The organism is Stenotrophomonas sp. FW305-3-2-15-E-LB1 (genome assembly GCF_058787375.1).
Genome location: NZ_JBYSZR010000005.1, coordinates 25,544 through 49,372, shown reverse-complemented (window position 1 = coordinate 49,372; position 23,829 = coordinate 25,544). Strand labels below are relative to the sequence as shown.

At 69.0% G+C, this 23,829-nt stretch carries 19 protein-coding genes; 12 read left to right on the top strand and 7 right to left on the bottom strand.

The genetic code is table 11. The annotated features are described in order from the left end of the window. Positions 1-10: 10 nt before the first annotated feature. Together AC3WL7_RS05485 and AC3WL7_RS05480 are read right to left on the bottom strand one after the other, a co-directional pair. Complete coding sequence (locus AC3WL7_RS05485) at positions 11-742, bottom strand: sel1 repeat family protein (RefSeq protein ID WP_492749618.1); 732 nt, start codon at positions 740-742, stop codon at positions 11-13. A gap of 83 nt (positions 743-825) precedes the next feature. Then, positions 826-1,446 carry a thymidine kinase gene (locus AC3WL7_RS05480; RefSeq protein ID WP_079224565.1) on the bottom strand — a complete coding sequence of 207 codons (621 nt, stop codon included), beginning with the start codon at positions 1,444-1,446 and terminating at the stop codon, positions 826-828. A gap of 101 nt (positions 1,447-1,547) precedes the next feature. On the opposite strand from AC3WL7_RS05480, the gene AC3WL7_RS05475 reads away from it, so the two are divergent. Beyond that, entirely contained in the window at positions 1,548-3,524 is a 1,977-nt protein-coding gene (locus AC3WL7_RS05475) for a UvrD-helicase domain-containing protein (protein WP_492749617.1), read from the top strand. A gap of 342 nt (positions 3,525-3,866) precedes the next feature. Then, positions 3,867-4,391, top strand: a complete 525-nt coding sequence (locus AC3WL7_RS05470) for a GNAT family N-acetyltransferase (protein ID WP_492749616.1) — start codon at positions 3,867-3,869, stop codon at positions 4,389-4,391. A 78-nt stretch (positions 4,392-4,469) separates the two neighbouring features. Here the strand turns inward: AC3WL7_RS05470 and AC3WL7_RS05465 are convergent, their stop codons facing one another. Next, on the bottom strand, positions 4,470-5,123 hold the full coding sequence (locus tag AC3WL7_RS05465; RefSeq protein WP_492749615.1) for a YceH family protein: 654 nt from the start codon (positions 5,121-5,123) through the stop codon (positions 4,470-4,472). A gap of 102 nt (positions 5,124-5,225) precedes the next feature. Between AC3WL7_RS05465 and AC3WL7_RS05460 the strand changes: the two genes are divergently transcribed. The 6 genes from AC3WL7_RS05460 (at position 5,226) to AC3WL7_RS05435 (ending at position 12,121) form a co-directional block, all read left to right on the top strand. Then, entirely contained in the window at positions 5,226-6,149 is a 924-nt protein-coding gene (locus AC3WL7_RS05460) for a 5'-nucleotidase, lipoprotein e(P4) family (protein ID WP_283222020.1), read from the top strand. Beyond that, positions 6,146-6,871: an orotidine-5'-phosphate decarboxylase gene (gene pyrF, locus AC3WL7_RS05455; protein WP_492749614.1), complete on the top strand. Its 726-nt coding sequence runs from the start codon at positions 6,146-6,148 to the stop codon at positions 6,869-6,871. The genes AC3WL7_RS05460 and pyrF overlap by 4 nt, the downstream gene beginning before the upstream one ends. A 219-nt stretch (positions 6,872-7,090) precedes the next feature. Beyond that, the gene (locus AC3WL7_RS05450) at positions 7,091-7,915 is read left to right on the top strand and encodes a serine protease (protein ID WP_492749613.1); all 825 of its coding nucleotides are present in this window, start codon (positions 7,091-7,093) and stop codon (positions 7,913-7,915) included. 260 nt (positions 7,916-8,175) lie between these two features. Then, positions 8,176-9,129 carry a hypothetical protein gene (locus AC3WL7_RS05445; RefSeq protein WP_108745625.1) on the top strand — a complete coding sequence of 318 codons (954 nt, stop codon included), beginning with the start codon at positions 8,176-8,178 and terminating at the stop codon, positions 9,127-9,129. Continuing rightward, entirely contained in the window at positions 9,129-11,765 is a 2,637-nt protein-coding gene (plsB, locus tag AC3WL7_RS05440; protein WP_492749612.1) for a glycerol-3-phosphate 1-O-acyltransferase PlsB, read from the top strand. The genes AC3WL7_RS05445 and plsB overlap by 1 nt, the downstream gene beginning before the upstream one ends. Further along, positions 11,762-12,121, top strand: coding sequence for a hypothetical protein (locus tag AC3WL7_RS05435; protein ID WP_492749611.1), 360 nt, complete (start codon positions 11,762-11,764; stop codon positions 12,119-12,121). Before plsB ends, AC3WL7_RS05435 begins: the two co-directional genes overlap by 4 nt. 24 nt (positions 12,122-12,145) lie before the next feature. On the opposite strand, the gene AC3WL7_RS05430 is transcribed toward AC3WL7_RS05435, so the two are convergent. Further along, positions 12,146-12,349, bottom strand: a complete 204-nt coding sequence (locus AC3WL7_RS05430) for a YdcH family protein (protein WP_079224582.1) — start codon at positions 12,347-12,349, stop codon at positions 12,146-12,148. An 83-nt stretch (positions 12,350-12,432) separates the two neighbouring features. On the opposite strand from AC3WL7_RS05430, the gene ttcA reads away from it, so the two are divergent. From ttcA to AC3WL7_RS05415, 3 genes are read left to right on the top strand one after another with little or no spacing between them, the layout of a single operon-like run. Then, positions 12,433-13,362 (top strand): tRNA 2-thiocytidine(32) synthetase TtcA, encoded by a 930-nt coding sequence (ttcA, locus tag AC3WL7_RS05425; protein ID WP_283222024.1) that lies wholly within the window; start codon positions 12,433-12,435, stop codon positions 13,360-13,362. Positions 13,363-13,398: 36 nt separating this feature from the next. Continuing rightward, entirely contained in the window at positions 13,399-14,304 is a 906-nt protein-coding gene (locus tag AC3WL7_RS05420; RefSeq protein ID WP_005411825.1) for a recombination-associated protein RdgC, read from the top strand. A gap of 59 nt (positions 14,305-14,363) precedes the next feature. After that, positions 14,364-15,143: a M48 family metallopeptidase gene (locus tag AC3WL7_RS05415; protein ID WP_492749610.1), complete on the top strand. Its 780-nt coding sequence runs from the start codon at positions 14,364-14,366 to the stop codon at positions 15,141-15,143. Positions 15,144-15,423: 280 nt separating this feature from the next. Here AC3WL7_RS05415 and AC3WL7_RS05410 read toward each other — a convergent pair whose 3' ends face one another. Next, positions 15,424-16,290 carry a methylglyoxal synthase gene (locus AC3WL7_RS05410; protein ID WP_492749609.1) on the bottom strand — a complete coding sequence of 289 codons (867 nt, stop codon included), beginning with the start codon at positions 16,288-16,290 and terminating at the stop codon, positions 15,424-15,426. Positions 16,291-16,453: 163 nt separating this feature from the next. Here AC3WL7_RS05410 and AC3WL7_RS05405 point away from each other — a divergent pair, with 163 nt between their 5' ends. Next, positions 16,454-17,860 carry a sensor histidine kinase gene (locus tag AC3WL7_RS05405; protein WP_492749608.1) on the top strand — a complete coding sequence of 469 codons (1,407 nt, stop codon included), beginning with the start codon at positions 16,454-16,456 and terminating at the stop codon, positions 17,858-17,860. On the opposite strand, the gene AC3WL7_RS05400 is transcribed toward AC3WL7_RS05405, so the two are convergent. Together AC3WL7_RS05400 and gltB are read right to left on the bottom strand one after the other, a co-directional pair. Then, positions 17,846-19,291 carry an FAD-dependent oxidoreductase gene (locus AC3WL7_RS05400; protein WP_492749607.1) on the bottom strand — a complete coding sequence of 482 codons (1,446 nt, stop codon included), beginning with the start codon at positions 19,289-19,291 and terminating at the stop codon, positions 17,846-17,848. The two genes, AC3WL7_RS05405 and AC3WL7_RS05400, sit on opposite strands and share 15 nt — an antisense overlap. A gap of 61 nt (positions 19,292-19,352) precedes the next feature. Beyond that, entirely contained in the window at positions 19,353-23,807 is a 4,455-nt protein-coding gene (gltB, locus tag AC3WL7_RS05395; protein ID WP_492749606.1) for a glutamate synthase large subunit, read from the bottom strand. Between the last annotated feature and the right edge of the window lie 22 nt (positions 23,808-23,829).

Here is a 23,829-nt window from a genome sequence, read left to right as displayed (position 1 = left end):
GCCGGCGGTGTTACTTGCCGCCGGTGTCTGCCGGTGCAGGCGCCGGCGGTGGTGCGGGTGCGACGGTGGGCACGCCGACGTCAACCGTGCCGCGCCGGATCTTCATCCAGTTTTCGTCCTGCCAGCGCTGGTAGCGGTCGGGATCCCAATAGGTGGGGTCATACAGGCGATCGGCCTTGATGGTGCGGCTCACTCCCCCGTCCATGTAGACGATGTCCACGTTGTTGGACAGCGAGCCGGTGCGGCTGCCGGTCATCGCCCGCTTGCCGCGCTGCAGTTCGGCGGCCAGGCGCGGCCGGGCCGCCGCATCACCGTACTCATCGCGCAGCCGCAGCGCCTGCGCCCGTGCCTCTGCCTGCTTTTCCAGCGGCAATGCGGCCCAGAATTTGTCACGCAGTTCAAGCATCAGCGGGTAGCCGCGCTCGGAGGCGACATCCATCCAGGCGTAGGCCATGACCGGGTCGGCGGCACGCTTGACGCCGTACCAGTACATCTCGCCGAGCAGGCCCTGTGCCGGCTTGTCCGCATAGCGGGCAGCCTTGCGGAAATTGTCCATCGCCGCCTCGGCATCACCCTGCTGCAGGGCATTCATTCCCCACTGGCGGAACTTCATGTCCGGATGGCCATCCAGGAAGCCGGCACCGAGCAGCGCCGCATCGTCCTGCGGCGAAGCCGCCTGGCCGGCTGCCGTGGCAAGCCCCGGCAGGAACATCAAAGGAAGCAGCAACAGGACGGAGCGCATGACGGACTTCCCGATCAACGGTGACGTTGGCCCAGCCTAGGGCGGTCACCGCGGCCTTGTAAACGGCCGGACGTCACGCCCGCCTACAGCGGCAGGGGCGCCTGCGCCGGGTCGATCCGGCCTTCACCGCGGGTGATTTTCTTGAATTCCGCCCGGCTCACCGACACATAGCGCTCGTTGCCACCGATCTCGACCTGCGGGCCGTCCTGCACGGCGTGGCCATGCTCGTCCACGCGCACGGTCATCGTCGCCTTCTTGCCGCTGTGGCAGATCGTCTTGATCTCCTGCATCTCGTCGGCCCAGGCCAGCAGGTACTGGCTGCCCTCGAACAGCTCGCCGCGGAAATCGGTGCGCAGGCCGTAGCACAGCACCGGGATGCGCAGCTGGTCGACCACCTCGCTCAGCTGCCAGACCTGCGCGCGGGTCAGGAACTGTGCCTCGTCCACCAGCACGCAGCCCATCGGGCCGTTGTCGTCCAGGTCCTGCGCCACCCAGCGCTGCAGGTCGCTGTCGCGGTCGAAGGCCATGCCCTCGGCGCGCAGGCCGATGCGCGAGGCGACCACGCCGGCACCGGCGCGGTCGTCCAGGCGCGGGGTCAGGATCGCCACCCGCATGCCGCGCTCGCGGTAGTTGTGCGCGCTCTGCAGCAGGGTGGTGGTCTTGCCGGCGTTCATCGCCGAATAGTAGAAATAGAGCTTGGCCATCGGCCGATTGTACGCCGCTGCCCCGGCGCGCCGAAGCCGTTCAGCATCCCCACCGGCCGACGGCTGTGGCCGTCACCCGGGACCGCTACAATCCCCCTCCAATGCACGGTCTCAATCCTCCCCAAGCCGCCGCCGTCCTGCACATCGAAGGCCCGTTGCTGGTGCTCGCCGGTGCCGGCAGTGGCAAGACGCGCGTGATCGTCGAGAAGATCGCCCACCTGATCGGCTGCGGGCGTTACCCCGCGCGCCGCATCGCGGCGATCACCTTCACCAACAAGTCGGCCAAGGAAATGCGCGAGCGCGTGGCCAAGCGCCTGCGCGAGCAGGACGCCGACGAGGTGACCATCTGCACCTTCCACGCCCTGGGCCTGAAGTTCCTGCAGATCGAACACGCGGCGGTGGGCCTGAAGCGCGGCTTCTCGATCTTCGATGCCGACGATGCCGCTGCGCAGATCAAGGACCTGATGTCCGGCGCCAAGCCTGACGACATCGAGGACATGAAGAACCTGGTGTCGCGCGCGAAGAACGCCGGCCTGTCGCCCGAGCAGGCGATGGCCGCCGCGCGCAGCAACCGCGAGAAGGAAGCGGCCAGCGTCTACGAGCGCTACCAGCTGCGCCTGACCGCGTTCAATGCGGTCGACTTCGACGACCTGATCCGCCTGCCGGTGCAGGTGCTGGAAGAGAACCCGGACATCGCCGTGGCCTGGCGCGAACGCATCGGCTACCTGCTGGTGGACGAATGCCAGGACACCAACGACGCGCAGTACCGCATGCTCAAGCAGCTGGCCGGCGAGAAGGGCAACTTCACCTGTGTGGGCGACGACGATCAGTCGATCTACGCCTGGCGCGGTGCCAACCCGGAAAACCTGCAGCAGATGGGGCGCGATTATCCGGCGCTGGAAATCATCAAGCTGGAGCAGAACTACCGCTGCTCCAACCGCGTGCTGCGCGCGGCCAACGCGCTCATCGCCAACAACCCGCACGAACACCTGAAGAAGCTGTGGAGCGATCAGGCCGACGGCGAGCGCATCCGCGTATGGGAATGCCGCAACAGCGAACATGAAGCGGAAAAAGTCGCCGCCGAGATCGCCTACGTGGCGCAGGCGCACAAGGTGCCGTGGAGTGATTTCTGCATCCTGTTCCGTGGCAACTTCCAGTCGCGGCCGCTGGAAAAGGCGATGCAGCTGCTGCGTATCCCCTACCACCTGACCGGCGGCACCATGTTCCTGGAACGCCAGGAAGTGAAGGACACGCTGGCCTGGCTGCGGCTGCTGGTGAACCCGGACGACGACACCGCGTTCATGCGTGCGGTGCAGTCGCCCAAGCGCGATGTCGGCGCCGGTACGCTGGCCAAGCTGGCCGAGCTGGCGCAGGAAAAGGACATCCCGATGGCGCATGCCGCCGAGTCGATCGGCGCACTGCAGCAGCTGCCGCCGCGTGCGGCCAACAGCCTGGCGCGCTTCACCGACATCCTGCGCGACCTGCGCGCGCAGACCCGGCAGATCACCTCCGGCGACATGATCCGCAAGGTGGCCAAGGAGTCGGGGCTGCTGAGCGAGCTGCGCCAGCAGGCCAAGGAAGAGGCCAGCTACCAGCGCCGTGCCAACAACATCGAGGAACTGGCGCAGTGGTTCGAGGGCGGCCCGCGCGGCGCCACCGCCGCCGACCTTGCCGGCCAGCTGGCGCTGCTGTCGCGCAGCGACAAGGATGAGGGCGGCAACCAGGTACGCATGATGACCATGCATGCGTCCAAGGGCCTGGAATTCCCCTATGTCTTCATCGTTGGCTGCGAGGACGGCGTGCTGCCGCACCAGGTCAGCCTGGACGAAGGCAACCTGCAGGAAGAGCGGCGCCTGCTGTACGTGGGCATCACCCGCGCGAAGATCCAGCTGTGGATGAGTTACAGCAAGCTGACGCGCAAGTTCGGCGAGCACGTGCGGCTGAAGCCGAGCCGGTTCTTCGAGGAGATTCCGGCCGAGGAGATCCAGCGCGATGGCGCGGACCCGGTGGCGGATGCGGCGCGGAAGAAGGAGCGCGCGACGGCGGGGTTGGCCGCGATCGAGGCGCTGTTCGATTGACCGGCGAACGGCGCAGCCCCTCGTGGTTGGCGCCGTTCGCAGTGCATTTGTGGTTGGCCGGGTAGATGGGCTGCGCAGGGGACGCTGCAAGTCCCCCTCCGGGGCCCGGCCCAGCCGCTGGCGGCTGTGCGTTCGGTCGCTCGCGAAGCAGTGCTTCGCAAGCAAAGCGCCCTCACCCCTGTAAGCTCGGTCGCCGCATCCATGCAGCTCACGCCCCTGCGCAACCCAGCTACCCGGCCTTGGACAGGTTCCGTGCGCACCAGCCACGGAAAAGAAAATAGAAAATCAAAAACAACCGCCGGGCGTTGAGGCAGAATCGGGGTTTCGGCTGGAGGTCTGCGCGTGCATCCCATCGAAAGCGAACGCCTGCGGCTGCGCCGCATCGAGCCGGATCGGGATGCGCTGCCGATGCTGGCACTGCTCAATGATCCAGGCTTCGTGCGCTTCATCGGCGATCGCAACGTGCACAGCGAGGAACAGGCGCGGGAGTACATCGCGCTGCGCGTGCTGCACAGCTATGCGTTGAACGGGTTCGGCATGTACGCGATCGAGCGCCTGGCCGACGGCGCGTGGCTGGGCAATGCCGGCCTGGTGCGGCGTGATGGCCTGCCGGGGCCGGACATCGGCTATGCGGTGCTGTCGGAATTCGCGGGGCAGGGCTATGCCAGCGAGGCAGCGCGGGCAGTGTTCGCGCATGCACGTGCGGAGCTGGGCATCGAGGATCTGTACGGCATCACCGACCTGGACAATGTGGCCTCCGGGCGCATCCTGCTGGGCCTGGGCATGCAGGAACGCGGGGTGATCCAGCTGCCGGGCGTGGACAGTCCCAGTCGGCTGTACGCCACGCCAGGCGCGGCCGAGGTTTGATTGTGGTGGGTGGCGACCGTTGGTCGGCACGATTCAAATGCAGTGCCGACCAACGGTCGGCACCCACCCTGGGCTCTTTCAGCCGCGCAGTTCCGCCAGCTGCGCCTGCAGTTCGGCCACCGCTGCTTCCAGCTGGGCCACGCGCTCGGCCAGGCCGGGGTCGGACGCTTCGCTGCTGCCACCGCCGCTGCTGGCGTACTTCGCTGCCAGGGCTGCACCGTCCACTTCACCGCACAGCAGGTGCATGTAGCGGTCCTCGCGCTGGCCGCTGGCGCGCGGCAGCACCACCAGCAGGGCGCGCTGCTGCAGGCGCTCGATGGCGTGGCGGGCTTCGTCCACGTCGGCGAAGCGGTACAGGCGCTCGCTGCGCGTGACCAGTTCGCCCAGGGTCTGCGGCCCGCGCAGCAGCAGCATCGCCAGCAGCACGGTCTGCTGCCGGGTCAGGTCCAGCGCGGCCTGCAGGCGGTGCTCGTAGCGGTCGGCGCGCGAGGAGAAGTGCTGGCGCGCCAGGCCCAGTGTCTCCAGCTGGCGCAGGGCGTGCTGCACGCTGCCGGCATCGACGTTCATCACCGGCTCGCGGGCGGTCTTCTGGTTGGCCGCCGACTGCGCGGCGTTGACCGTCAGCGGGTAGGTGTCCGGGGTGGTTGCCTCCTTCTCCACCAGGCAGCCCAGCAGGCGGGCCTGGACGGCGTCGAGCAGGGGGACGTCGGGGGTCTGGACGGGATCGGTCATGGCGGCCTCCGCAAGGCAACGGGTCAACCCCGAAGCATAGCCGTGCCACGGTCATCTTTGCCGGTAAAATGGCCGGGTATATCTGATTGCCGGTGAATCCTGATGCGTCGTCCCGTTTCCCTGTCCCTGACCCTGCTCGCCACTGCGGCGATCGGCCTGTCTGCCTGCAAGCGCGTGGATGCGCCTGCCGCCGAGACCCCCGCCCCCGATGCCCCGGCCGCGGCCGCCAAGGCCGACGGTGCGGTTGATGCGACCGCCAATGACAACCTCAATGCCGTGCTGTGGATGCAGCGTGCGCAGGAGTACAAGGCGATCACCGAACAGACCTACCGTGCTGCCGCTGACCACCTGGACGCCGCGCTGAAGGAAGCCCACTGGGATGCGCTGGTGCCGGAAGAACGCGGCAACGCGGCCAAGGGCCTGAAGCCGGCCGTGGTGCTGGACGTGGATGAAACCGTGCTGGACAACTCGCCCTACCAGGCGCGCCTGGTGCGCGACGGCAAGGAATACGACGAGCTGACCTGGGACCAGTGGGTGGCCGAGAAGAAGGCCAAGGCCATCCCCGGCGTGGTTGATTTCGCCAAGGCCGCCAACGCCAAGGGCGTGACCCTGCTGTACATCTCCAACCGCGCCGTGCACCTGAAGGACGCGACCCTGGCCAACCTGCGCGAGCAGGGCCTGCCGGTGGCCGACGACAGCGTGTTCCTGGGCCTGGGTACCGTGGTCAAGGACTGCGAGCAGAACGGCAGCGAGAAGAACTGCCGCCGCCGCCTGGCCGGCCAGCAGTACCGCGTGCTGATGCAGTTTGGTGACCAGATGGGTGACTTCGTGGAAGTGACCGCCAACACCAACGAAGGCCGCGACGCGCTGCTGCAGCAGTACCACGACTGGTTCGGCGAGCGCTGGTGGATGCTGCCGAACCCGACCTACGGCGGTTTCGAGCCGGCCCAGTTCAACAATGACTACACCCAGTCGCGCCAGGCCCGCCACGACGCCAAGCGTGCGGCGCTGGATTACGCACCGTGAGCCGCGCACCGCTGCCGCTGCGCGATGACGAACGGCTGATCTTCGCCCTGGACGTGCCTGACCGCGTGCAGGCGCTGGAGTGGGTCGATCGCCTGGGCGACAGCGTGGCGTTCTACAAGATCGGCATGGAACTGCTTGCCTCCGGCGAGTATTTCCAGGTGCTGGAGGAGCTGGCGCGCCGCGACAAGCGCGTGTTCGTCGACCTGAAGTTCTTCGACATCCCGGCCACCGCTGCGGCGGTGATCAAGCGCCTGTCGCAGTGGCCGGTCAGCTACGCCACCATCCACGGCTGGCACCCGGCGATGATGGAGGCCTGCGCGGCCGCCAACAGCAGCGACATGCGCCTGCTGGCGGTGACGGTGCTGACCTCGATGGGGCGCCCGGACCTGGCGCAGATGGGCATCGACCGCGAGCCGGTGGACGTGGTGGTCGAGCGCGCGCTGGCCGCCCAGGCCGTCGGCATCGACGGCGTGATTGCGTCGGGCCAGGAAGCCGGACCGATCCGTGCCGCCACCGGCGCCGGGTTCTCGATCGTCTGCCCGGGCATCCGTCCGGGCGGCCCGGTCGGCGATGACCAGAAGCGCACCGTCGGCGTGGCCCAGGCCTTCGCCGATGGCGCCGATGCCATCGTGGTCGGCCGCCCGATCCGCCTGGCGGCCGATCCGCAGTCGGCCGCGCGGGCGATCCAGCAGGAAATCGCGTCGGCTCTGGCTGCACGCTGAGCCTGCCGGCGCCGCCGGTCACAGCGCAATACCGAACGCCATCCCGCCTCGTGTGGGATGGCGTTCGCATTTGTGGGCCCAGCGCTGTCGCTGTCGACCCCGCAGCGAAAAACCGTGCGCACGGTCGCACTGGATCGGAACGCCGCTCCCTCCCAATCGATGCACCGGCGCCGCCCACGGCTGCGCGGGTTCCAACCATCAGAGAGGGAGTACACGGATATGTATCGCAGCACCTCTGCAGCTCTTGCCGGCCTGTTGCTGGCTGTCAGCGCGGCGCCCGCCTTCGCCGCACCCGAGCCCCGCGAAACGCCGCGCATCATCGGCGGCGTGGACGCCCAGCCGGGGCAGTACCCGTTCATGGTCAGCATCCAGGGCGTTTTCGACGGCGACACCGACCATGATCGCCACTTCTGCGGCGGCACCCTCATTTCGCCGTCGTGGGTGCTGACCGCCGCGCACTGCATGCAGGGTGAAGCGCCCGCCGGAATCGCGGTGGCCGGCAACGTCACCGCGCTGTCCACCGACGCCGCGCCGCGCGCCTCCAACGTCAAGGCCATCCATGTGCACCCGGCCTTCAACAGCGGCAACTCGCTGGAGCACGACGTAGCCCTCATCCAGCTTGATGCGCCGCTGGCCGATGCCCAGCCGGTGACCCTGCGCCTGCGCCCGGATGCCAGCTATCTCAAGCCCGGCCGCGACTTCACCGTCATTGGCTGGGGCGACACCGATATCGGCGATGGCCGGGTCTATCCCACCCAGCTGCAGACGGTGCAGGTACCGTTCGTGCCGTTTGCCGAGTGCCAGCAGGCCTATGCCGGCGAACTGCAGCGTGGGAAGGTCCTCTGCGCCGGGCGCGAAGGCATGGACAGCTGCCAGGGCGATTCCGGCGGCCCGCTGCTGCTCAAGCTGCGCGAGGGATGGACCCAGTTCGGCGTCGTCAGCTGGGGCGAGGGCTGCGCGCTGGCCGGTTACCCCGGCGTTTATGCCCGAATCGCCGAAAAACATGCCGTAGATTTCATTGAATCGGTCTGGCAGAAGGATTGATTCAATAAAATCAATTATTTAAGTCATGTTACATGACGTATTGCCTTAACTTCGGCGGCGGCGTAGCATCGCCGCCATCCGGTCCCTGGGCCGGAGATGTGCCACAACTGTCCACCGGCCCCGCGCCGGTTTGAAGAGCCTGCGATCCCCGTGATCCGGGCTCTTTTTTTATCGCCGCAGAACGCAAACCGTGATCGCACGGCTTGCCGCTGTCACCTTGCAGGCCGCAAGATGCGGGCCGGTACGGGGAGTCCGATTGCATGAGCGTGGCAGTGCGACGAAGGTCTGCGCGTGGATGGGGGCTGGCAGCCATGGTGCTTCTGGCGATGGCCGCGTGCCGCCAATCCGGCAGCGACCCGGCAAAGCCGGCGGCCGAGCCGGTGGCGGCAGTGCAGGCCATGGCCCAGCGCCTGGTCGAGGATGATCTGGTCGGGTACGCGCGCCTGTCGGTGCCGCCGGGCCAGTACCAGCGCCTGCAGCAGGCCTGGGCCGACGGCCACAGCCAGTGGCCGCTGGGCGAGCTGCCTCTGGGCGACCAGATGCTGCCGATGCTGGCCGCCCTGCGCGAGCCGCAGGCCGCCACCCAGCTGCAGCGCAGCTTCGACCGCCAGCTGGCCGGCCAGGCCAGCGCGGTGCGCCAGGCGGCCCAGTCGATGGGCAACTTCGGCGTGCAGTACCTGCGCCACCAGAAGGGCTACACCCCCAGCCAGCAGACGCACTACATCGCCCTGGTGGAAACCTTGGCCGGCTGGGCGCAGGGCGCGCCGATCAGCGACCGGGCCCGCGCCCGCAGCAGCATCGCCGCGCTGGTCGAGGCCGCCGCCAAGGTGGGCTTCGATGATGAGGACGGCCTGCGTGCAGCCGGCATGGAAGGCAGCCTGCAGCAGCTGGCGCCGTTCCTGCACACGGTCAAGGCGGTCCTGGCCAGCTACGGGCTGGGCGTGGACGACGCCCTGCGCAGCCTGCGCGGGGAACTGCTTTCGGTGGAAGGCGACAACGCCCTGGTGCGCATGGAGTACGAGCTGGCTGGGCGCACCCTGCAGCTGCAGCTGCCGCTGAGCCGGCGTGAAGGCCACTGGTACCTGACCCGCACCCTGGCCGATACCGATGCCCTGCTGCGCAAGGCCGATGCGGCCCGCGCGGCGGCCGCGCCGGCGCCTGCGCAGGCCCCCGCCGCCAGCGGGGAAGCGGCAACCACGCCGCCTAAGCCATAATGGCGCCGATGTCGAAACAGAACCCGCTGCCGTTCCCCGGCGAAGAACCCCAGCAGACGCCCGCCGATCCGGCCGCGGCGTCTCCCTCGACCGGCACCGGCCCCAACCCGGTGCCGCCGCCCGCGCACGCCCGTCCCGCTGGCCGGCGCCCCCTTTGGGCGCGCCTGCTGGGCCGCCTGGTCGAGCCGTGGCTGGCCCTGAAGATCGAGCCGGAAGACCCGGGCCAGTACAACGATGGCCGCCCGGTGGTCTACGTGCTGGAAGACTACGGCCTGTCCAACGCGCTGATCCTGGACAAGGCCTGCCGCCAGGCCGGCCTGCCCTCGCCGCTGGTGCCGCTGGCTGGCGACCCGACCGGCCGCAAGCGCGCCTACCTGGCCCTGTCGCGGCGCAGTTCCAGCAACTCGCTCATCCCCGAGCAGCGCGGCGCCAAGACCCACTCCGATTCGCTGGCCAAGGTCCTGCAGGCACACCGCGTGCGCGATGACCTGGACGTGCACCTGGTGCCGGTGTCGATCTTCGTTGGCCGCGCGCCGGACAAGCAGAGCGGCTGGTTCGCCGTGCTGTTCTCGGAAAACTGGGCGCTGGTCGGCCGCTTCCGCCGCCTGCTGGGCCTGCTGCTGAACGGGCGCAGCACCATCGTGCGCTTCGCCCCGCCGATCTCGCTGCGCAGCACCGTGGACGAGGGCCTGGAGCCCGAGCGCACCGTGCGCAAGCTGCAGCGCGTGCTGCGTACCCATTTCCGCCGCATCCGCGAATCGGTCATCGGCCCCGACCTGTCCACCCGCCGCCTGCTGGTGGACCAGGTGCTGGCCGCCGAACCGGTGCGCGAGGCAATTGCCGCCCAGGCCAAGCGCGACAACTCCAAGCCGGCCGATGCCTGGAAGAAGGCGCACGCCTACGCCTGGGAAATCGCCGCGGACTACTCCAGCCCGGTGGTGCGCTCGGCCAGCTTCATGCTCAGCCACGTGTGGAACCGCATCTACGCCGGCGTGCTGGTGCACCACCTGGACAAGTTCAAGGCCGCCGCGCCGGGCCACGAAGTGGTGTACGTGCCCAGCCACCGCAGCCACATGGACTACCTGCTGCTGTCCTACCTGCTGTACGACCGTGGCATCGTGCCGCCGCACATCTTCGCGGGGATCAACCTGAACCTGCCGGTGGTCGGCACCCTGCTGCGCAAGGGCGGTGCGTTCTTCGCGCGCCGCAGCTTCCGCGGCAACCCGCTGTATTCGGCGGTGTTCTCCGAGTACATGGCGCAGCTGGTCTCAGGCGGCTATTCCATCGAGTACTTCGTCGAGGGTGGCCGCTCGCGCACCGGGCGCCTGCTGCAGCCCAAGGGTGGCGTCATCTCGATGACACTGCGCGCATACCTGCGCCAGCCGCGCAAGCCGGTGCTGTTCCAGCCCATCTACATCGGCTACGAGAAGCTGATGGAAGGCAACAGCTACCTGGACGAACTGTCCGGGCGGCCGAAGGAGAAGGAATCGATCTGGTCCCTGCTGTGGGGCATCCCCAAGGTGCTCAAGCAGAACTACGGCCAGGTGGTGGTGAACTTCGGCGAACCGATCGCGCTGACCGATGTTCTGGCCGTCAACGCGCCCGAATGGGACGGCCGTGCAGTAGCGGAGGACGAAAAGCCGGCATGGCTGATGAAGACCGTCGACACGCTGGCGCAGAACATCAACGTTCACGTCAATGCCGCCGCCGACGTCAACCCGATCAACCTGCTGGCGCTGGCGCTGCTCTCCACGCCCAAGCACGCGATGGGCGAGGCCGACCTGATCGCGCAGATCGAGCTGTGCAAGATGCTGCTGGAAGAGATGCCGTATTCGGGCCGGGTGACGGTGACCCCGCACTCGCCGGAGCGCATCATCGCCCACGCCGAGGAAATCAACGTCCTCACCCGCATCAAGCACCCGCTGGGCGACGTGCTCAGCGTCAGCGGCGATACCGCGGTGCTGCTCAGCTACTTCCGCAACAACGTGGTGCACCTGTTCACCGCCTCGTCGTGGGTGGCCTGCTGCTTCCAGAACAACCGCCGCATGAGCCGCACCGGCCTGGTCCGCCTGGGCCGCACCGTGTACCCGTTCCTGCAGGCCGAGCTGTTCCTGCCGTGGAGCGAGGACGAGTTCGCCCAGCGCATCGAACAGACCATCGACGTGTTCATCCGCGAAGGCCTGCTGCAGCAGGTCAACGACGATGACGGCGGCATGCTGACCCGCAACACCGGGCAGACCGACGAGGTGTTCCGCCTGCGTGCCATCGGCCATTCGCTGCAGCAGGCGTTCGAGCGTTACTACATCGCCATTTCGGTGCTGGTGAAGAACGGCCCGGGCACGCTGGGCACCGCCGAGCTGGAAAGCCTGTGCCAGCAGGCCGCGCAGCGCCTGAGCCTGCTGTACGCGCCGGCCGCGCCGGAGTTCTTCGACAAGTCGCTGTTCCGTGGCTTCATCCAGAAGCTGCGCGAGCTGCGCCTGGTGTGGCCGGACGAGAACAGCAAGCTGCTGTTCGACGACCGCCTGGACAGCTGGGCCAAGGATGCCAAGTTCATCCTCGGCCGCGAACTGCGCCACACCATCGAGCGCGTCAGCCCGGAAGCGGCGCGCCCGGAAGAACCGACGCCGCAGCCATGAACCGCGCTGGCCGGTGGATCAGCCCCGCGTGGCTGCTGCCGGCCCTGCTGCTCGCCGCCGGCACTGCCCAGGCGGCGCCGGCCTGCGTGGAGGACACCCTGCCGGGGCGGTTGGCCGATGCACCGGTGCGCCTGTGCGTGGACGCCGGCGACGGCGCTGTGCCGCGCTACAGCCTGTGGCTGGCCGGTGCCCAGCGCATTGCCGGCGATGAAGACGCAGCTGTCGGCGCGGGCCTGCAGGGCGACTGGTACGGCCACCCGCTGCACCTGCTCTGCCGCGTGGACGGGTCCGTGCGCCGCTGCGCGCTGAGCGTCGACGGCGAACCGGCGTGGAACGCCGACATCCCGGACAGGTAGATCCACGCCATGCGTGGATGGGGCCTACGCCGGCTCGTCGGGAATCTGCAGGCTTTCCAGCTTGGCGATGCAGTCCTTCAACTGCAGCTTGCGCCGCTTCAGCCGTTTCGACTCCAGCTCGTCCTCGCCATTGGCGGCCATCCGGGTGATCTGTTCATCCAGCACGCGGTGTTCGGCGCGCAGGGCGACGAGGCGTTCGACGATCTCGGCGGGGCTGTAGGTATCCACAGCCTCCGAGCATACACAGCGCCGATGACCATCGGGAGAGGGCGGCCCCGCACCGCGGCCGGCGCCGGCCCCAAGCCGGTAGAATGGAACCCATGAGCGCCGTGATTTCCCTGCCCGATCCCCTGCCGCGTGCGACTGTCGCACCGCGCCGGGACGTGGGCGCGGAGCACCGGCTGGCAAAGCGCCTGCGCCGCCAGGTCGGCCAGGCCATTGCCGACTTCGGCATGATCGAGGCCGGTGACAAGGTGATGGTCTGCCTGTCCGGCGGCAAGGACAGCTACACCCTGCTGGACCTGCTGCTGCAGCTGCAGAAGAAGGCGCCGGTGCCGTTCGAGCTGGTGGCGGTGAACCTGGACCAGAAGCAGCCCGGCTTCCCCGAACACGTGCTGCCGCAGTACCTGGCCCGCCTGGGCGTGCCGTACCAGATCATCGAGCAGGACACCTATTCGGTGGTCAGCCGGGTCATCCCCGAAGGCCGCACGATGTGTTCGCTGTGCTCGCGCCTGCGCCGCGGCGCGCTGTACAACCACGCCGAGAAGCACGGCTTCACCCGGATCGCGCTGGGCCACCACCGCGACGACATGGTGGCCACCTTCTTCATGAACCTGTTCCACCACGCCAAGCTGTCGGGCATGCCGCCGAAACTGCGCAGCGACGACGGCCGCCACGTGGTCATCCGCCCACTGGCCTACGTACGCGAGCACGACATCGTCGCGTACGCCCGGGCCCGTGATTTCCCGATCATCCCGTGCAACCTGTGTGGCAGCCAGGAAAACCTGCAACGCCGCCAGGTCGGGCTGATGCTCCAGCAGTGGGAAAAGGACCATCCCGGCCGCATCGACCAGATCGCCCGGGCCATGGGCCAGATCCACCCCTCGCAGCTGGCCGATGCCAGCCTGTTCGACTTCATGGCGCTGGGCCGTCGCGACGCTGCACCCGTGTCCGATGCCCATGCCTGGCTGGCCGGTTTTCCGGCCGACGCCGACGCAGTTCCCGAGACGCCCGCCGCTTAAGGTGGGACGCCCTTCCTCTTCGCCATCCGGAATTCCATGTTCTTTCGCAACCTGACGTTCTTCCGTTTCCCGACCACCACCGATTTCTCCGAAGTGGACACCCTGCTGCCGCACGCCCTGCTCAAGCCGGTCGGTGCGCTGGAAATGAATTCGCGCGGCTTCATCTCGCCCTTCGGCCGCGAGGAGAAGGAACTGCTCTCGCACCGCATCGCCGAACACCTGTGGCTGACCGTGGGCGGCGAGGACAAGATCCTGCCGGCGGCGGTGGTCAACGACCTGCTCGAGCGCAAGCTGGAGGAGATCGAGGAGAAGGAAGGCCGCCGCCCCGGTGGCCGCGAGCGCAAGCGCATGAAGGACGACCTGCTGCATGAGCTGCTGCCGCGCGCCTTCGTGAAGTCCTCGCGCAACGATGCCTTCATCGACCTGCAGCACGGCTACGTCGCGGTGGACACCTCCAGCCGCAAGACCGGCGAGTACTTCATGTCCGACATCCGTGGCCTGCTCGGCAGCTTCCCGGCCATGCCGCTGAACGCCGAAGTCGCGCCGCGCTCGATCCTGACCGGCTGGATCGCCGGCGAGCCGCTGCCGACCGGCCTGAGCCTGGGCGAAGAGTGTGAGATGAAGGACCCGGTGGAAGGCGGCGCGGTGGTCAAGTGCCAGCACCAGGAACTGCGCTGCGACGAGATCGACAAGCACCTGGATGCCGGCAAGCAGGTGACCAAGCTGGCCCTGATCTTCGAGGACAACCTGTCCTTCGTCATCGGCGACGACCTGATCGTGCGCAAGCTGAAGTTCCTCGACGGTGCCCTGGACCAGCTGGAGCATGCCGACGAAGACGGCCGCCGCGCCGAGTTCGACGCCCGCTTCGCCCTGCAGAGCGCCGAGATCCGTCGCCTGTTCCTGTTGCTGGAAGAAGCCTTCAAGCTCAGCAAGGCTGACTGAACAGGCACTGCGCGGGCCGCCGGTCATCCAGCGGCCCCGCGCAGCGCTATGCTGGGCACATGAGCCGCCTGCTGCGCCGCCTGATCGGCCCGACCCCGCCCGCCACCGTGCAGCGCGACACCGTTCGCCTGCGCCTGGATGATGCCGAGATCGAGGTACTGCGCGTGCGCGATCCGCGCGCGCGCCGCATCAAGCTGAGCGTGGACGAGCGCGGTGCGCGCCTGACCCTGCCGCCGCGGGCCAGCCTGGTGATGGGCGAGCGTTTCCTCGAACAGCACCGCGACTGGCTGGCGCTGCAGCTGCGCGTCTACCAGGACAACGGCCTGCCGGCGCCGCTGCAACCGGGCGAGGACGGTATGCTGCCGCTGCGCGGTGAACTGCTGCCGGTGCGCTGGCAGGAAGGCCGCTTCGCGCGGCTGGAGATCGACGGCAACGGCGCCTGCGTGCAATGGCCGACCCGCGCCGGCGATGCCACCCTGCGCCGCCTGCTGCGCGAGTTCTACGAGGCGCAGACCCGCGCCGACGTCGGCCGCTGGCTGCCGAAGTACCTGCCCGGCCTGCCGCGCGCACCCAGCCGCGTGCGGCTGAAGGTGATGTCCTCGCAATGGGGCTCGCTGGCCCCGGACGGCAGCATGGCGCTGGACCTGGCCCTGGTGCTGGGCCGCCCGGACGCCTTCGAATACGTGCTGGTGCACGAACTCTGCCACCTGATCCAGCCCAACCACTCGCCCGCGTTCTGGCACGAAGTGGAACAACGCTTCCCCGCCTGGCGCGAACAGCGCGATTACTTCCAGCTGGAAGGCCGACGCCTGAAGGCCATGCTGCGCCAGCTTTTGTAACTGTAGAGCCGAGCCCATGCTCGGCTCTACAGGAGCGTGCGCAGCGCGCGACCCGCTCCTGCTCTTTAGTTTCTTCTTCCGTGGCTGGACGCGCACGGAAACTGTCCGTGGCCGGGTGGGGTGGGTTGCGCAGGACCGCAGGCGCCATGGATGGCGCCTACGAGCCCCCATGGACGGGTTTACGGCGTGTCCTGCGCAGTCCACCCCACCCGGCCAAGCCCAGCAGCCCCACGATCCCGCAGCCAGTCACGAGGGGCCCAGCCGTTGGCCGATACCCCCATCAACCCGCGCGCAGCGCCGCCGCCGTCGCCCAGCGTGCCGCCACCCGCGGCGCCGTGATGCACACCGCCTGGTCGGTCACCGTCGTCACCGCCCGCTCCAGCAGCTGGATGTCAGCCTCATGCTGGCGCGCCACATGCGGATCCTCGAAGAAGATCGCGCGCTGGCAACGCCCCTCCAGCACCCGGTCGGCAATCTGCGCATCACCGCCCATCGGGCCGCTCTGGTAGCGTGTCACCCACGGTGCATCGCTGGGCCAGCCACGGCTCCAGGCCAGTTCGTTCAGGCGCTGGCCGGTGGTCCCGGTCGCCACGCGCTCGCCGAAGCGCGCCAGCACATCGAAGTGCTCGTCGGCGAAGGCCAGCATCGCCGGCTTCATCGCATCGTGGGCGATCAGCGCCAGGGTCTGCCCCCCGAACGCGTGCAGGTCATCGGCGCCGGTATCGGCGGCCAGCCCGGCGTGGATGCGTTCGTTCTCGATCCAGTCGCGCGCGGTGGCCACCGTCGAAATGAACGGCTTGCCGTGGATCACGCACTGCCGCTTGAGCGCGGTCGCTTCGGGAAACACCGACGAAGGATCGACCGGATCGATGAAGTAGATCGCACCATCGAGGGTCCGCTCCGGGCCCATGCCGACCACTTCGGCCACCAGCTTCATCAGGCCGCCCTGGCGCCCGTAGGGATAGCGCTGCAGGCCTGCATAACCGGCCAGGAAGCCGTTGCGCTCGATGGCGTCGTGGGTGCGCCCGACCGCATGCAGGGACACGCCCAGCTCGCGCAGGCCCGGCTCGCTGGCACGCAGCCAGCGGAACAGCGCGGCGCGCGCGTCATGGTGGTGCAGGCGGTTGGCGGCCAGGCCGATGCGCATCGCGGGCTCCCTCAGTGGTAGAGGCGGCAGTGTATGTCGCTATCAGCACCGCTGGAGCGTTTTGCAATTTTCCTCATTGCTGCTGCGCGCCGTGTCGCTAGCGTGGCAGGTGGCTGCTGCGTCGTGCAGCCGCGTGTCCGGCCTGCGGCGTGAGGAGTCCATCGTGAGTGTCGCTGGTTGTCCTGATGCCGCCACTGCGCACCGCCGCTGGCGTTGTGGCGGCGTGCTGCTGGTCCTGCTGGTGGCCCTGCCGGTCGCTGCCAGCCAGCCACAGCCGTGGTCGCACGGGTTGGCCGCCGCGTTGCTGGCCCTGCTCGGGCTGGGCCTGCTGCATGCCCTCGGACGCTGGCGGCTGCGCCGCGAAGTGCAGCGCCGCCGCGCACTGCAGCAGCGCCTGCAGATACTCAGCGCTGGCCTGCCGGCGGTGGTCTATCGGGTGCGGCGCAGCGGAGGTGGCGATTACAGCGTGCCCTACCTTTCGGGTGACGTGCACGCCCTGTTCGGCATCGACGTGGACAGCGCACGCGTCGAGCACGCACGCCTGCTGGCGGCCGTACACCCGGACGACCGCGCATCGGTGATGGCCCATGTCGAGACCGCGGCACGGGTGCGCGGGCCGATCGACGTCACCTTCCGCAGCCAGGGGCGGATGGGCTGGCGCTGGGTACGCTCGCACGGGCGACCGCTGCCCCGTGGCGACGGCGACAGCCACGCGGTCGAATGGCGTGGCTACTGGATCGACGTGACCGAAGCACAGCGGCATGCGCGCGCCCTGGACGAGGCCCGCCGCGAGGCGGAGCAGGCGGTCGTGGCCAAGGCCCACTTCCTGGCGGCCATGCGCCAGGAGATCGGCGCGCCGATGAACACCCTGGTGGGCATGCTCGATGGCCTGGCCGGTACGCGGCTGGACCCGCGGCAGCGCCACCTGCTGGCCAGCCTCGAGGAGGCCGCCGTGATGCTCCGGCAGATCCTCGACGAGGTGCTGGACAGCGCGCGGCAGCCGCTGGGCGGCCGGCCTCCGCAGGCCGTGCCGACCGACCTGGCCGCGCTGCTGCGGGGCGTGCAGCGCCTGCTGGCACCGCTGGCCGCGGGCAAGGGCCTGCAGCTGCGCTGCGTGCTGGATCCGGCGCTGCAGGCCCGCTCGAGGGTCGATGGCCTGCGCCTGCAGCAGATCCTGTTCAACCTGGCCGGCAATGCGCTCAAGTTCACCGCGCACGGCGGGGTGGAGCTGCGCCTGCAGGTGCTGCGCCAGGCCGCCTCCGGCCAGCACCTGCGCGTGCAGGTGGCCGACACCGGCGTGGGCATCAGCCCGGCGCGGCAGCAGGCGGTGTTCGCGCCCTACACCCAGGCCGAAGCGTCCACCCCGCGCCGCTTCGGTGGCAGCGGCCTGGGCCTGGCCATCTGCCGCGAGCTGGCCGCCGCACTGGGCGGCGAACTGCAGCTGCACAGCATTCCCGGCGAAGGCACCACCGTCAGCCTCGACCTGTATCTGCCCGCGTGCGACGCCCCTCCAGCGTCGGCGCCACGGGCCGCACAGGCGGCGGCGGCGGCCGGATCAGTGCGCCAGTAGACGCACGATGCTGGCCGCAGCGTCGCGGCCCTCGGCGACGGCGGTCACCACCAGATCCGCGCCGCGCACCGCGTCGCCACCGGCGAACAGGCGCGGGTGGGCGGTCTGGTACGGCAGCCGGTCCTTGCCACCGGCCACGATGCGGCCGTTGGACTGGCCTTCCACGCCGTGTTCGGTCAGCCACGCCGGCAGGGTCGGCGAGAAGCCGAAGGCAATGATCACCACGTCCGCTTCCAGCAGCGATTCGCTGCCTTCGATCGGCACCGCGTTCTGGCGGCCATTGGCGTCGGGTTCGCCCAGGCGGGTCTCGACCACGGTCACCCCGATCACTTCGTCATCGGCACCGGCTTCGATCGACAGCGGCTGGCGGTTGAACAGGAAACGCACGCCCTCCTCGCGCGCGTTGGCCACTTCGCGCGCGCTGCCGGGCATGTTGGCCTCGTCGCGGCGGTAGGCGCATGTCACCTTGGCCGCGCCCAGGCGCACGGCGCTGCGCACGCAGTCCATGCCGGTGTCGCCGCCGCCGAGCACCACCACGCGCTTGCCGTTGAGATCGGGCAGGGCGATGGTGTCCTCCCAGCCGGCAATCGGCCGGCCATTCGGATCATCGCCGCTGACGATGCGGCTGTTCTGCACCAGGAACGGCAGCGCCGGCAGCACGCCCTTCAGGTCCTGGCCGTCCAGCCCGCCATCGGTGTAGCGGTAGGCACCGGTGCCGACGAACACCGCATCGTGGCTGTCCAGCAGCTGCTGCACGCTGACATCGCGGCCGATCTCCACGCCCAAGCGGAACTGCACGCCCATGCCCTCCAGCACCTCGCGGCGGCGGTGGATCACGTCCTTGTCCAGCTTGAAGCTGGGGATGCCGAACTGCAGCAGGCCGCCGATCTGTTCGTAGCGGTCATAGACCACGGCGGTGATGCCCGCGCGCGCCAGGCGGTCGGCACAGGCCAGGCCGGCCGGGCCGGCGCCGATCACCGCCACGCTCTGGCCGGTGGGCTGCACCGCGCCCAGGTCCGGGCGCCAGCCGCTGGCCAGGGCGGTATCGACAATGTACTTCTCCACCGCACCGATGGTCACCGCGCCGAATTCCTCCAGCGTGCAGCTGCCTTCGCACAGGCGGTCCTGCGGGCAGACGCGGCCGCACACTTCCGGCAGCGGGTTGGTGCTGTGGCACAGCGTGGCCGCTTCGTGGATGCGGTTTTCCTGCACCAGCTGCAGCCACTGCGGGATGGCGTTGTGCACGGGGCACTTCCAGCTGCAGTACGGGTTGCCGCAATCCAGGCAGCGGCCGGCCTGGTACTGGGCGTCTTCCTTGCCGAACTTGCCGTACAGCTCACCCCAGTCGCCGGAGGTGCGCAGTTCGACCGGGATGCGCTGCGGCATGGTCCGGGGCAGGTCGAGGAACTGGAAAGCGTGCTTGCGGCTCATGGCTGGCTCTGGAATGCGAAGGGGAACGTTGCCGGCCAGTGGCCGGCACTACCGGGCGGAATCACGCGGCGCGTCGCAGGGTTTCAGTCAGCGACTCGATGCTGGCGGCCTTGGGTTTGACCAGCCAGAACTTGCCGATGTAATCGCGGAACTCGTCCATGATCTGCTGCGCCCAGATGCTGCCGGTCAACTCGCGGTGGCGGCCGATCAGGCGGTGCAGGTGCTGGCGGTAGTTCTCGAAGCCCTCGGCCGACACGCGGTGGATGTCGATCAGCTCGTGGTTGTAGCGGTCGACGAAATCGCGATCCACGTCCAGCACGTAGGCCAGGCCACCGGTGAAGCCGGCGCCGAAGTTCAGGCCGACCTTGCCCAGCACCAGCACCACGCCGTCGGTCATGTACTCGCAGCAGTGGTCACCGGCCCCTTCCACCACCGCCAGTGCGCCGGAATTGCGCACCGCGAAGCGCTCGCCCGCGCGACCGGCGGCAAACAGCTCGCCACCGGTGGCGCCATACAGGCAGGTGTTGCCGATGATGGCCGTGCTGCGGGCCTCGAAGCGCGCGCCACGCGGCGGGCGCACCACCAGGCGGCCGCCGGCCATGCCCTTGCCGACGTAGTCGTTGGCTTCGCCTTCCACTTCCAGGTGCAGGCCGCCGACGTTGAAGGCGCCGAAGCTCTGCCCGGCGCTGCCGCGGAAGCGCAGTTCCAGCGGTGCCTCGGCCATGCCCTGGTTGCCATGCGCGCGGGCCACGGCACCGGCCAGGCGGGTGCCGATGCTGCGGTCGGTGTTGTGGATCAGGAAGCGGTGTTCGCCGCCCTGCTTGTGTTCGATGGCCGCGGCCAGCAGGCCATCCATCTGCGTGGCCAGGCTGTCCGGCGATTCGTACAGGCGCTGCGCGGCGCAGTGGCTGCCTTCGTAGCGGGCATCGGCCAACAGGCGCGACAGGTCCACGCGCACGCCATCGCGCGGTGCCGCTTCGATCTGCCGCAGCAGGTCGGTGCGGCCGACGATCTCCTCCAGCGAACGCGCGCCCAGGTAGGACAGCCAGCCACGCACTTCCTCTGCCAGCAGGCGGAAGAAGTTCTCCACGCGCTCGGGCTGGCCGGTGAAGTGGTTCTCGCGCAGGCGGTCATCCTGGGTGGCCACGCCGGTGGCGCAGTTGTTGAGGTGGCAGATGCGCAGGTACTTGCAGCCCAGCACGATCATCGGCGCGGTGCCGAAGCCGAAGCTGTCCGCACCCAGCAGCGCCGCCTTGACCACGTCCAGGCCGGTCTTCAGGCCACCATCGGTCTGCAGCAGGGTGCGCCCGCGCAGGTCGTTGGCCAGCAGCGCCTGGTGCGCTTCGGCCACGCCCAGTTCCCACGGCACGCCGGCATAGCGGATGGAGCTGACCGGCGAGGCGCCGGTGCCGCCGTCATGGCCGGAGATGGTGATCAGGTCCGCACCGGCCTTGACCACGCCGGCGGCAATCGTGCCGACGCCGGCATGGCTGACCAGCTTCACCGACACCAGCGCGGTCGGGTTGACCTGCTTGAGGTCGTAGATCAGCTGCGCGAGATCTTCGATGGAATAGATGTCGTGGTGCGGCGGCGGCGAGATCAGGCCGATGCCCGGCTTGGCATAGCGCAGGCGGGCAATCAGCTCGTTGACCTTGTGCCCGGGCAGCTGCCCGCCTTCGCCGGGCTTGGCGCCTTGGGCGACCTTGATCTGCAGCACCTCTGCGTTCACCAGGTACTCGGCGGTGACGCCGAAGCGGCCCGAGGCCACCTGCTTGATCTTGCTGCGGCGCTGCGTCCCGTAGCGCGCGGGGTCTTCGCCACCTTCGCCGGAATTGCTGCGGCCGCCGAGGCGGTTCATGGCGATGGCCAGCGCTTCATGCGCCTCCGGCGACAGCGCGCCGAGGCTGATGGCGGCGGTGTCGAAGCGCGGGAACAGTTCGCTGGCCGGGGCCACCTCGTCCAGCGGTACCGGCGTGCCCGCCGGCACCAGTTCCAGCAGGTCGCGCAGCGCCGACGGCGGCCGTGCATGCACGGCATCGCAGTACTGCTGCCACGCACGCGGGTCACCGCTGCGCGCCGCGCGCTGCAGGGTGGTCACCACGTCCGGGTTGTACATGTGGTACTCGCCGCCGTGCACGTACTTCAGCAGGCCGCCGACATCCACGCCCTGCTGCGCATCCCAGGCCTGCGCGCACAGCTCGCGCGCATCGGCATCCAGGCGCGCGAAACCGGCGCCACCGATGCGCGAGGCGGTATCGGGGAAGCACAGGTCGACGACCTCCGGTTCCAGGCCGATGATCTCGAACAGCTGCGCGCCGCGGTAGCTGGCCACGGTACAGATGCCCATCTTCGAGATGATCTTCGACAGGCCCTTGTAGACGCCCTTGCGGTAGCGGCGGCCGATCTGCGACTGCTCGCCGCCCTTGCTGAGCTTGAGGATGCCGCGGCGGCCCAGGTCGAACAGGGTCTGGTAGGCCAGGTACGGGTACACCGCCGTGGCACCGAAGCCGAGCAGGCAGGCCATGTGGTGCGGGTCGCGGGCGGTGCCGGTCTCGACGATCAGGTTGACGTCGCAGCGCAGGCCCAGGCGCGAGAGGTGGTGGTGGATGGCGCTGGTGGCCAGCAGGGCGTGCACCATCGGCCGCCCGGCCACCGGGTAGCGGTCGGACAGCAGCAGCATCACCATGCCCTCGCGGGCGGCCTGTTCGGCCTCGGCGCAGATGCGCTCGATGCCGGCGCGCAGGCCTTCCTCCTCGCTGTAGGACAGGTCGAGCAGGCGGTTGGCCTGCACGTACTGGTCCATCTTCAGCAGCTGGCGCAGCTTGCGCTGGCTCAGCACCGGCGAGTTGAGGATGACGTGGTTCACCGTCTCCGGGCCGGCATGGAAGATGTTGGTCTCCTTGCCGAGCTGGGTGGACAGGGACATCGCGCAGTCTTCGCGCAGCGGGTCGATCGGCGGGTTGGTGACCTGCGCGAAGGCCTGGCGGAAGTAGTCGTACAGCGGGCGGCTGCGCTGGCTGAGCACGGCCATCGGCGTGTCATCGCCCATCGAGCCGGTGGCTTCCTGCTCGGTCTCGGCCAGCGGCCGCAGCACCTGCTCCACTTCCTCGCTGCTGAGCTGGTACAGCTTGTGGTAGCTGCGCAGGGTGCCCTCGTCGAAGGGTTCCTCCACCAGCGAGGGATCGATCAGTTCGGTCTGCAGGTAGGTGACGCCCTGCTGCAGCCACTGCTTGTACGGCGCACGGCCGCGGTTGATGCGGTCGATGGCTTCCGAATCGAGCAGGTCGCCGCGCTTGAGGTCGATGGCGATCATCTCGCCCGGGCCGAGCTTGCCCTTGCGCACCACGCGTTCGGTCGGCACTTCCCACACGCCCGCTTCGGAGGCGACCAGGAAGTGGCGGTCGGCGGTCAGCATCCAGCGCGCCGGGCGCAGGCCGTTGCGGTCCAGCGTACACACCGCATAGCGGCTGTCGCAGGCGACGATGCCGGCCGGGCCGTCCCACGGCTCGCTGTTCAGGCCATGGAACTCGTAGAACGCAGCCAGGTCGGGATCCTTGAACTCCAGCGACTGGGTCGCCGGCGGCACCAGGATGCGCAGCGCCTGGATCAGTTCCATGCCACCGGACACCATCAGCTCCAGCATGTTGTCCAGGCTCTGCGAATCCGAGCCGTGCATGGAGATGACCGGATCGAACTCGGCGATGTCGAAGCGCGGGGTCTTCCACACCTTGCTGCGCGCCTGCGCCCAGCGGCGGTTGCCTTCGATGGTGTTGATCTCGCCGTTGTGGGCGAGCATGCGGAACGGGTGCGCCAGCGGCCAGCGCGGCAGCGTGTTGGTGGAAAAGCGCTGGTGGAACACGATGGCGCTGGAGGCCAGTTCGCGGCGCTGCAGGTCCGGGAAGAAGCGGCTCAGCTTGTCCGGCAGCACCATGCCCTTGTAGCTGATCGCGTTGGGGCTGAGGGTGGTGACGTAGTAATCGGCATGCTCGCGCAGCTGCTGTTCGCTGCGGCGGCGGGCCAGGAACAGTGCCAGCGCGAAGCCGCCGTCGTCCTGGCCGACACCGGCGTCGACGAACACCTGTTCGATGCGCGGCAGCGTGTCGCGGGCCAGCTGGCCGCAGACGCTGTCATCGGTGGGCACCTCGCGCCAGCCCGCGACCTTGCAGCCCACCGCTTCGACCTGCGCCTGCAGCTGCGTGCGGCAGGCCTGGGCGGCGTCGGCATCGTGCGGCAGGAACACCAGGCCGGCGGCGAAGCGCGCGCCCACGGTGATGCCGGCTTCGCTGGCCAGCAGTTTCAGGAAGGCATCGGGGCGGCGCAGCAGCAGGCCGCAGCCATCGCCGGTCAGGCCGTCGGCGGCGACGCCGCCACGGTGGGTCATGCGCGAAAGCGCGGCGATGGCGGTGTCGACCAGTAGGCGCGAGGGCTGGTCGTCAAGCTGCGCGACCATGCCGAATCCACAGGCATCGCGCTCGGAGCGCGGGTCGTAAAGCCCTTGGCGGTTGCGGGGGGCCATCTCTACCTCGATGCGTAATGAA

Bases quoted from the DNA above. Each gene is read 5' to 3' on its own strand.
- AC3WL7_RS05485 (WP_492749618.1), bottom strand. From the start codon at position 742: ATGCGCTCCGTCCTGTTGCTGCTTCCTTTGATGTTCCTGCCGGGGCTT.
- AC3WL7_RS05480 (WP_079224565.1), bottom strand. From the start codon at position 1,446: ATGGCCAAGCTCTATTTCTACTATTCGGCGATGAACGCCGGCAAGACC.
- AC3WL7_RS05475 (WP_492749617.1), top strand. From the start codon at position 1,548: ATGCACGGTCTCAATCCTCCCCAAGCCGCCGCCGTCCTGCACATCGAA.
- AC3WL7_RS05465 (WP_492749615.1), bottom strand. From the start codon at position 5,123: ATGACCGATCCCGTCCAGACCCCCGACGTCCCCCTGCTCGACGCCGTC.
- AC3WL7_RS05460 (WP_283222020.1), top strand. From the start codon at position 5,226: ATGCGTCGTCCCGTTTCCCTGTCCCTGACCCTGCTCGCCACTGCGGCG.
- AC3WL7_RS05450 (WP_492749613.1), top strand. From the start codon at position 7,091: ATGTATCGCAGCACCTCTGCAGCTCTTGCCGGCCTGTTGCTGGCTGTC.
- AC3WL7_RS05445 (WP_108745625.1), top strand. From the start codon at position 8,176: ATGAGCGTGGCAGTGCGACGAAGGTCTGCGCGTGGATGGGGGCTGGCA.
- plsB (WP_492749612.1), top strand. From the start codon at position 9,129: ATGGCGCCGATGTCGAAACAGAACCCGCTGCCGTTCCCCGGCGAAGAA.
- AC3WL7_RS05435 (WP_492749611.1), top strand. From the start codon at position 11,762: ATGAACCGCGCTGGCCGGTGGATCAGCCCCGCGTGGCTGCTGCCGGCC.
- ttcA (WP_283222024.1), top strand. From the start codon at position 12,433: ATGGAACCCATGAGCGCCGTGATTTCCCTGCCCGATCCCCTGCCGCGT.
- AC3WL7_RS05420 (WP_005411825.1), top strand. From the start codon at position 13,399: ATGTTCTTTCGCAACCTGACGTTCTTCCGTTTCCCGACCACCACCGAT.
- AC3WL7_RS05415 (WP_492749610.1), top strand. From the start codon at position 14,364: ATGAGCCGCCTGCTGCGCCGCCTGATCGGCCCGACCCCGCCCGCCACC.
- AC3WL7_RS05410 (WP_492749609.1), bottom strand. From the start codon at position 16,290: ATGCGCATCGGCCTGGCCGCCAACCGCCTGCACCACCATGACGCGCGC.
- AC3WL7_RS05400 (WP_492749607.1), bottom strand. From the start codon at position 19,291: ATGAGCCGCAAGCACGCTTTCCAGTTCCTCGACCTGCCCCGGACCATG.
- gltB (WP_492749606.1), bottom strand. From the start codon at position 23,807: ATGGCCCCCCGCAACCGCCAAGGGCTTTACGACCCGCGCTCCGAGCGC.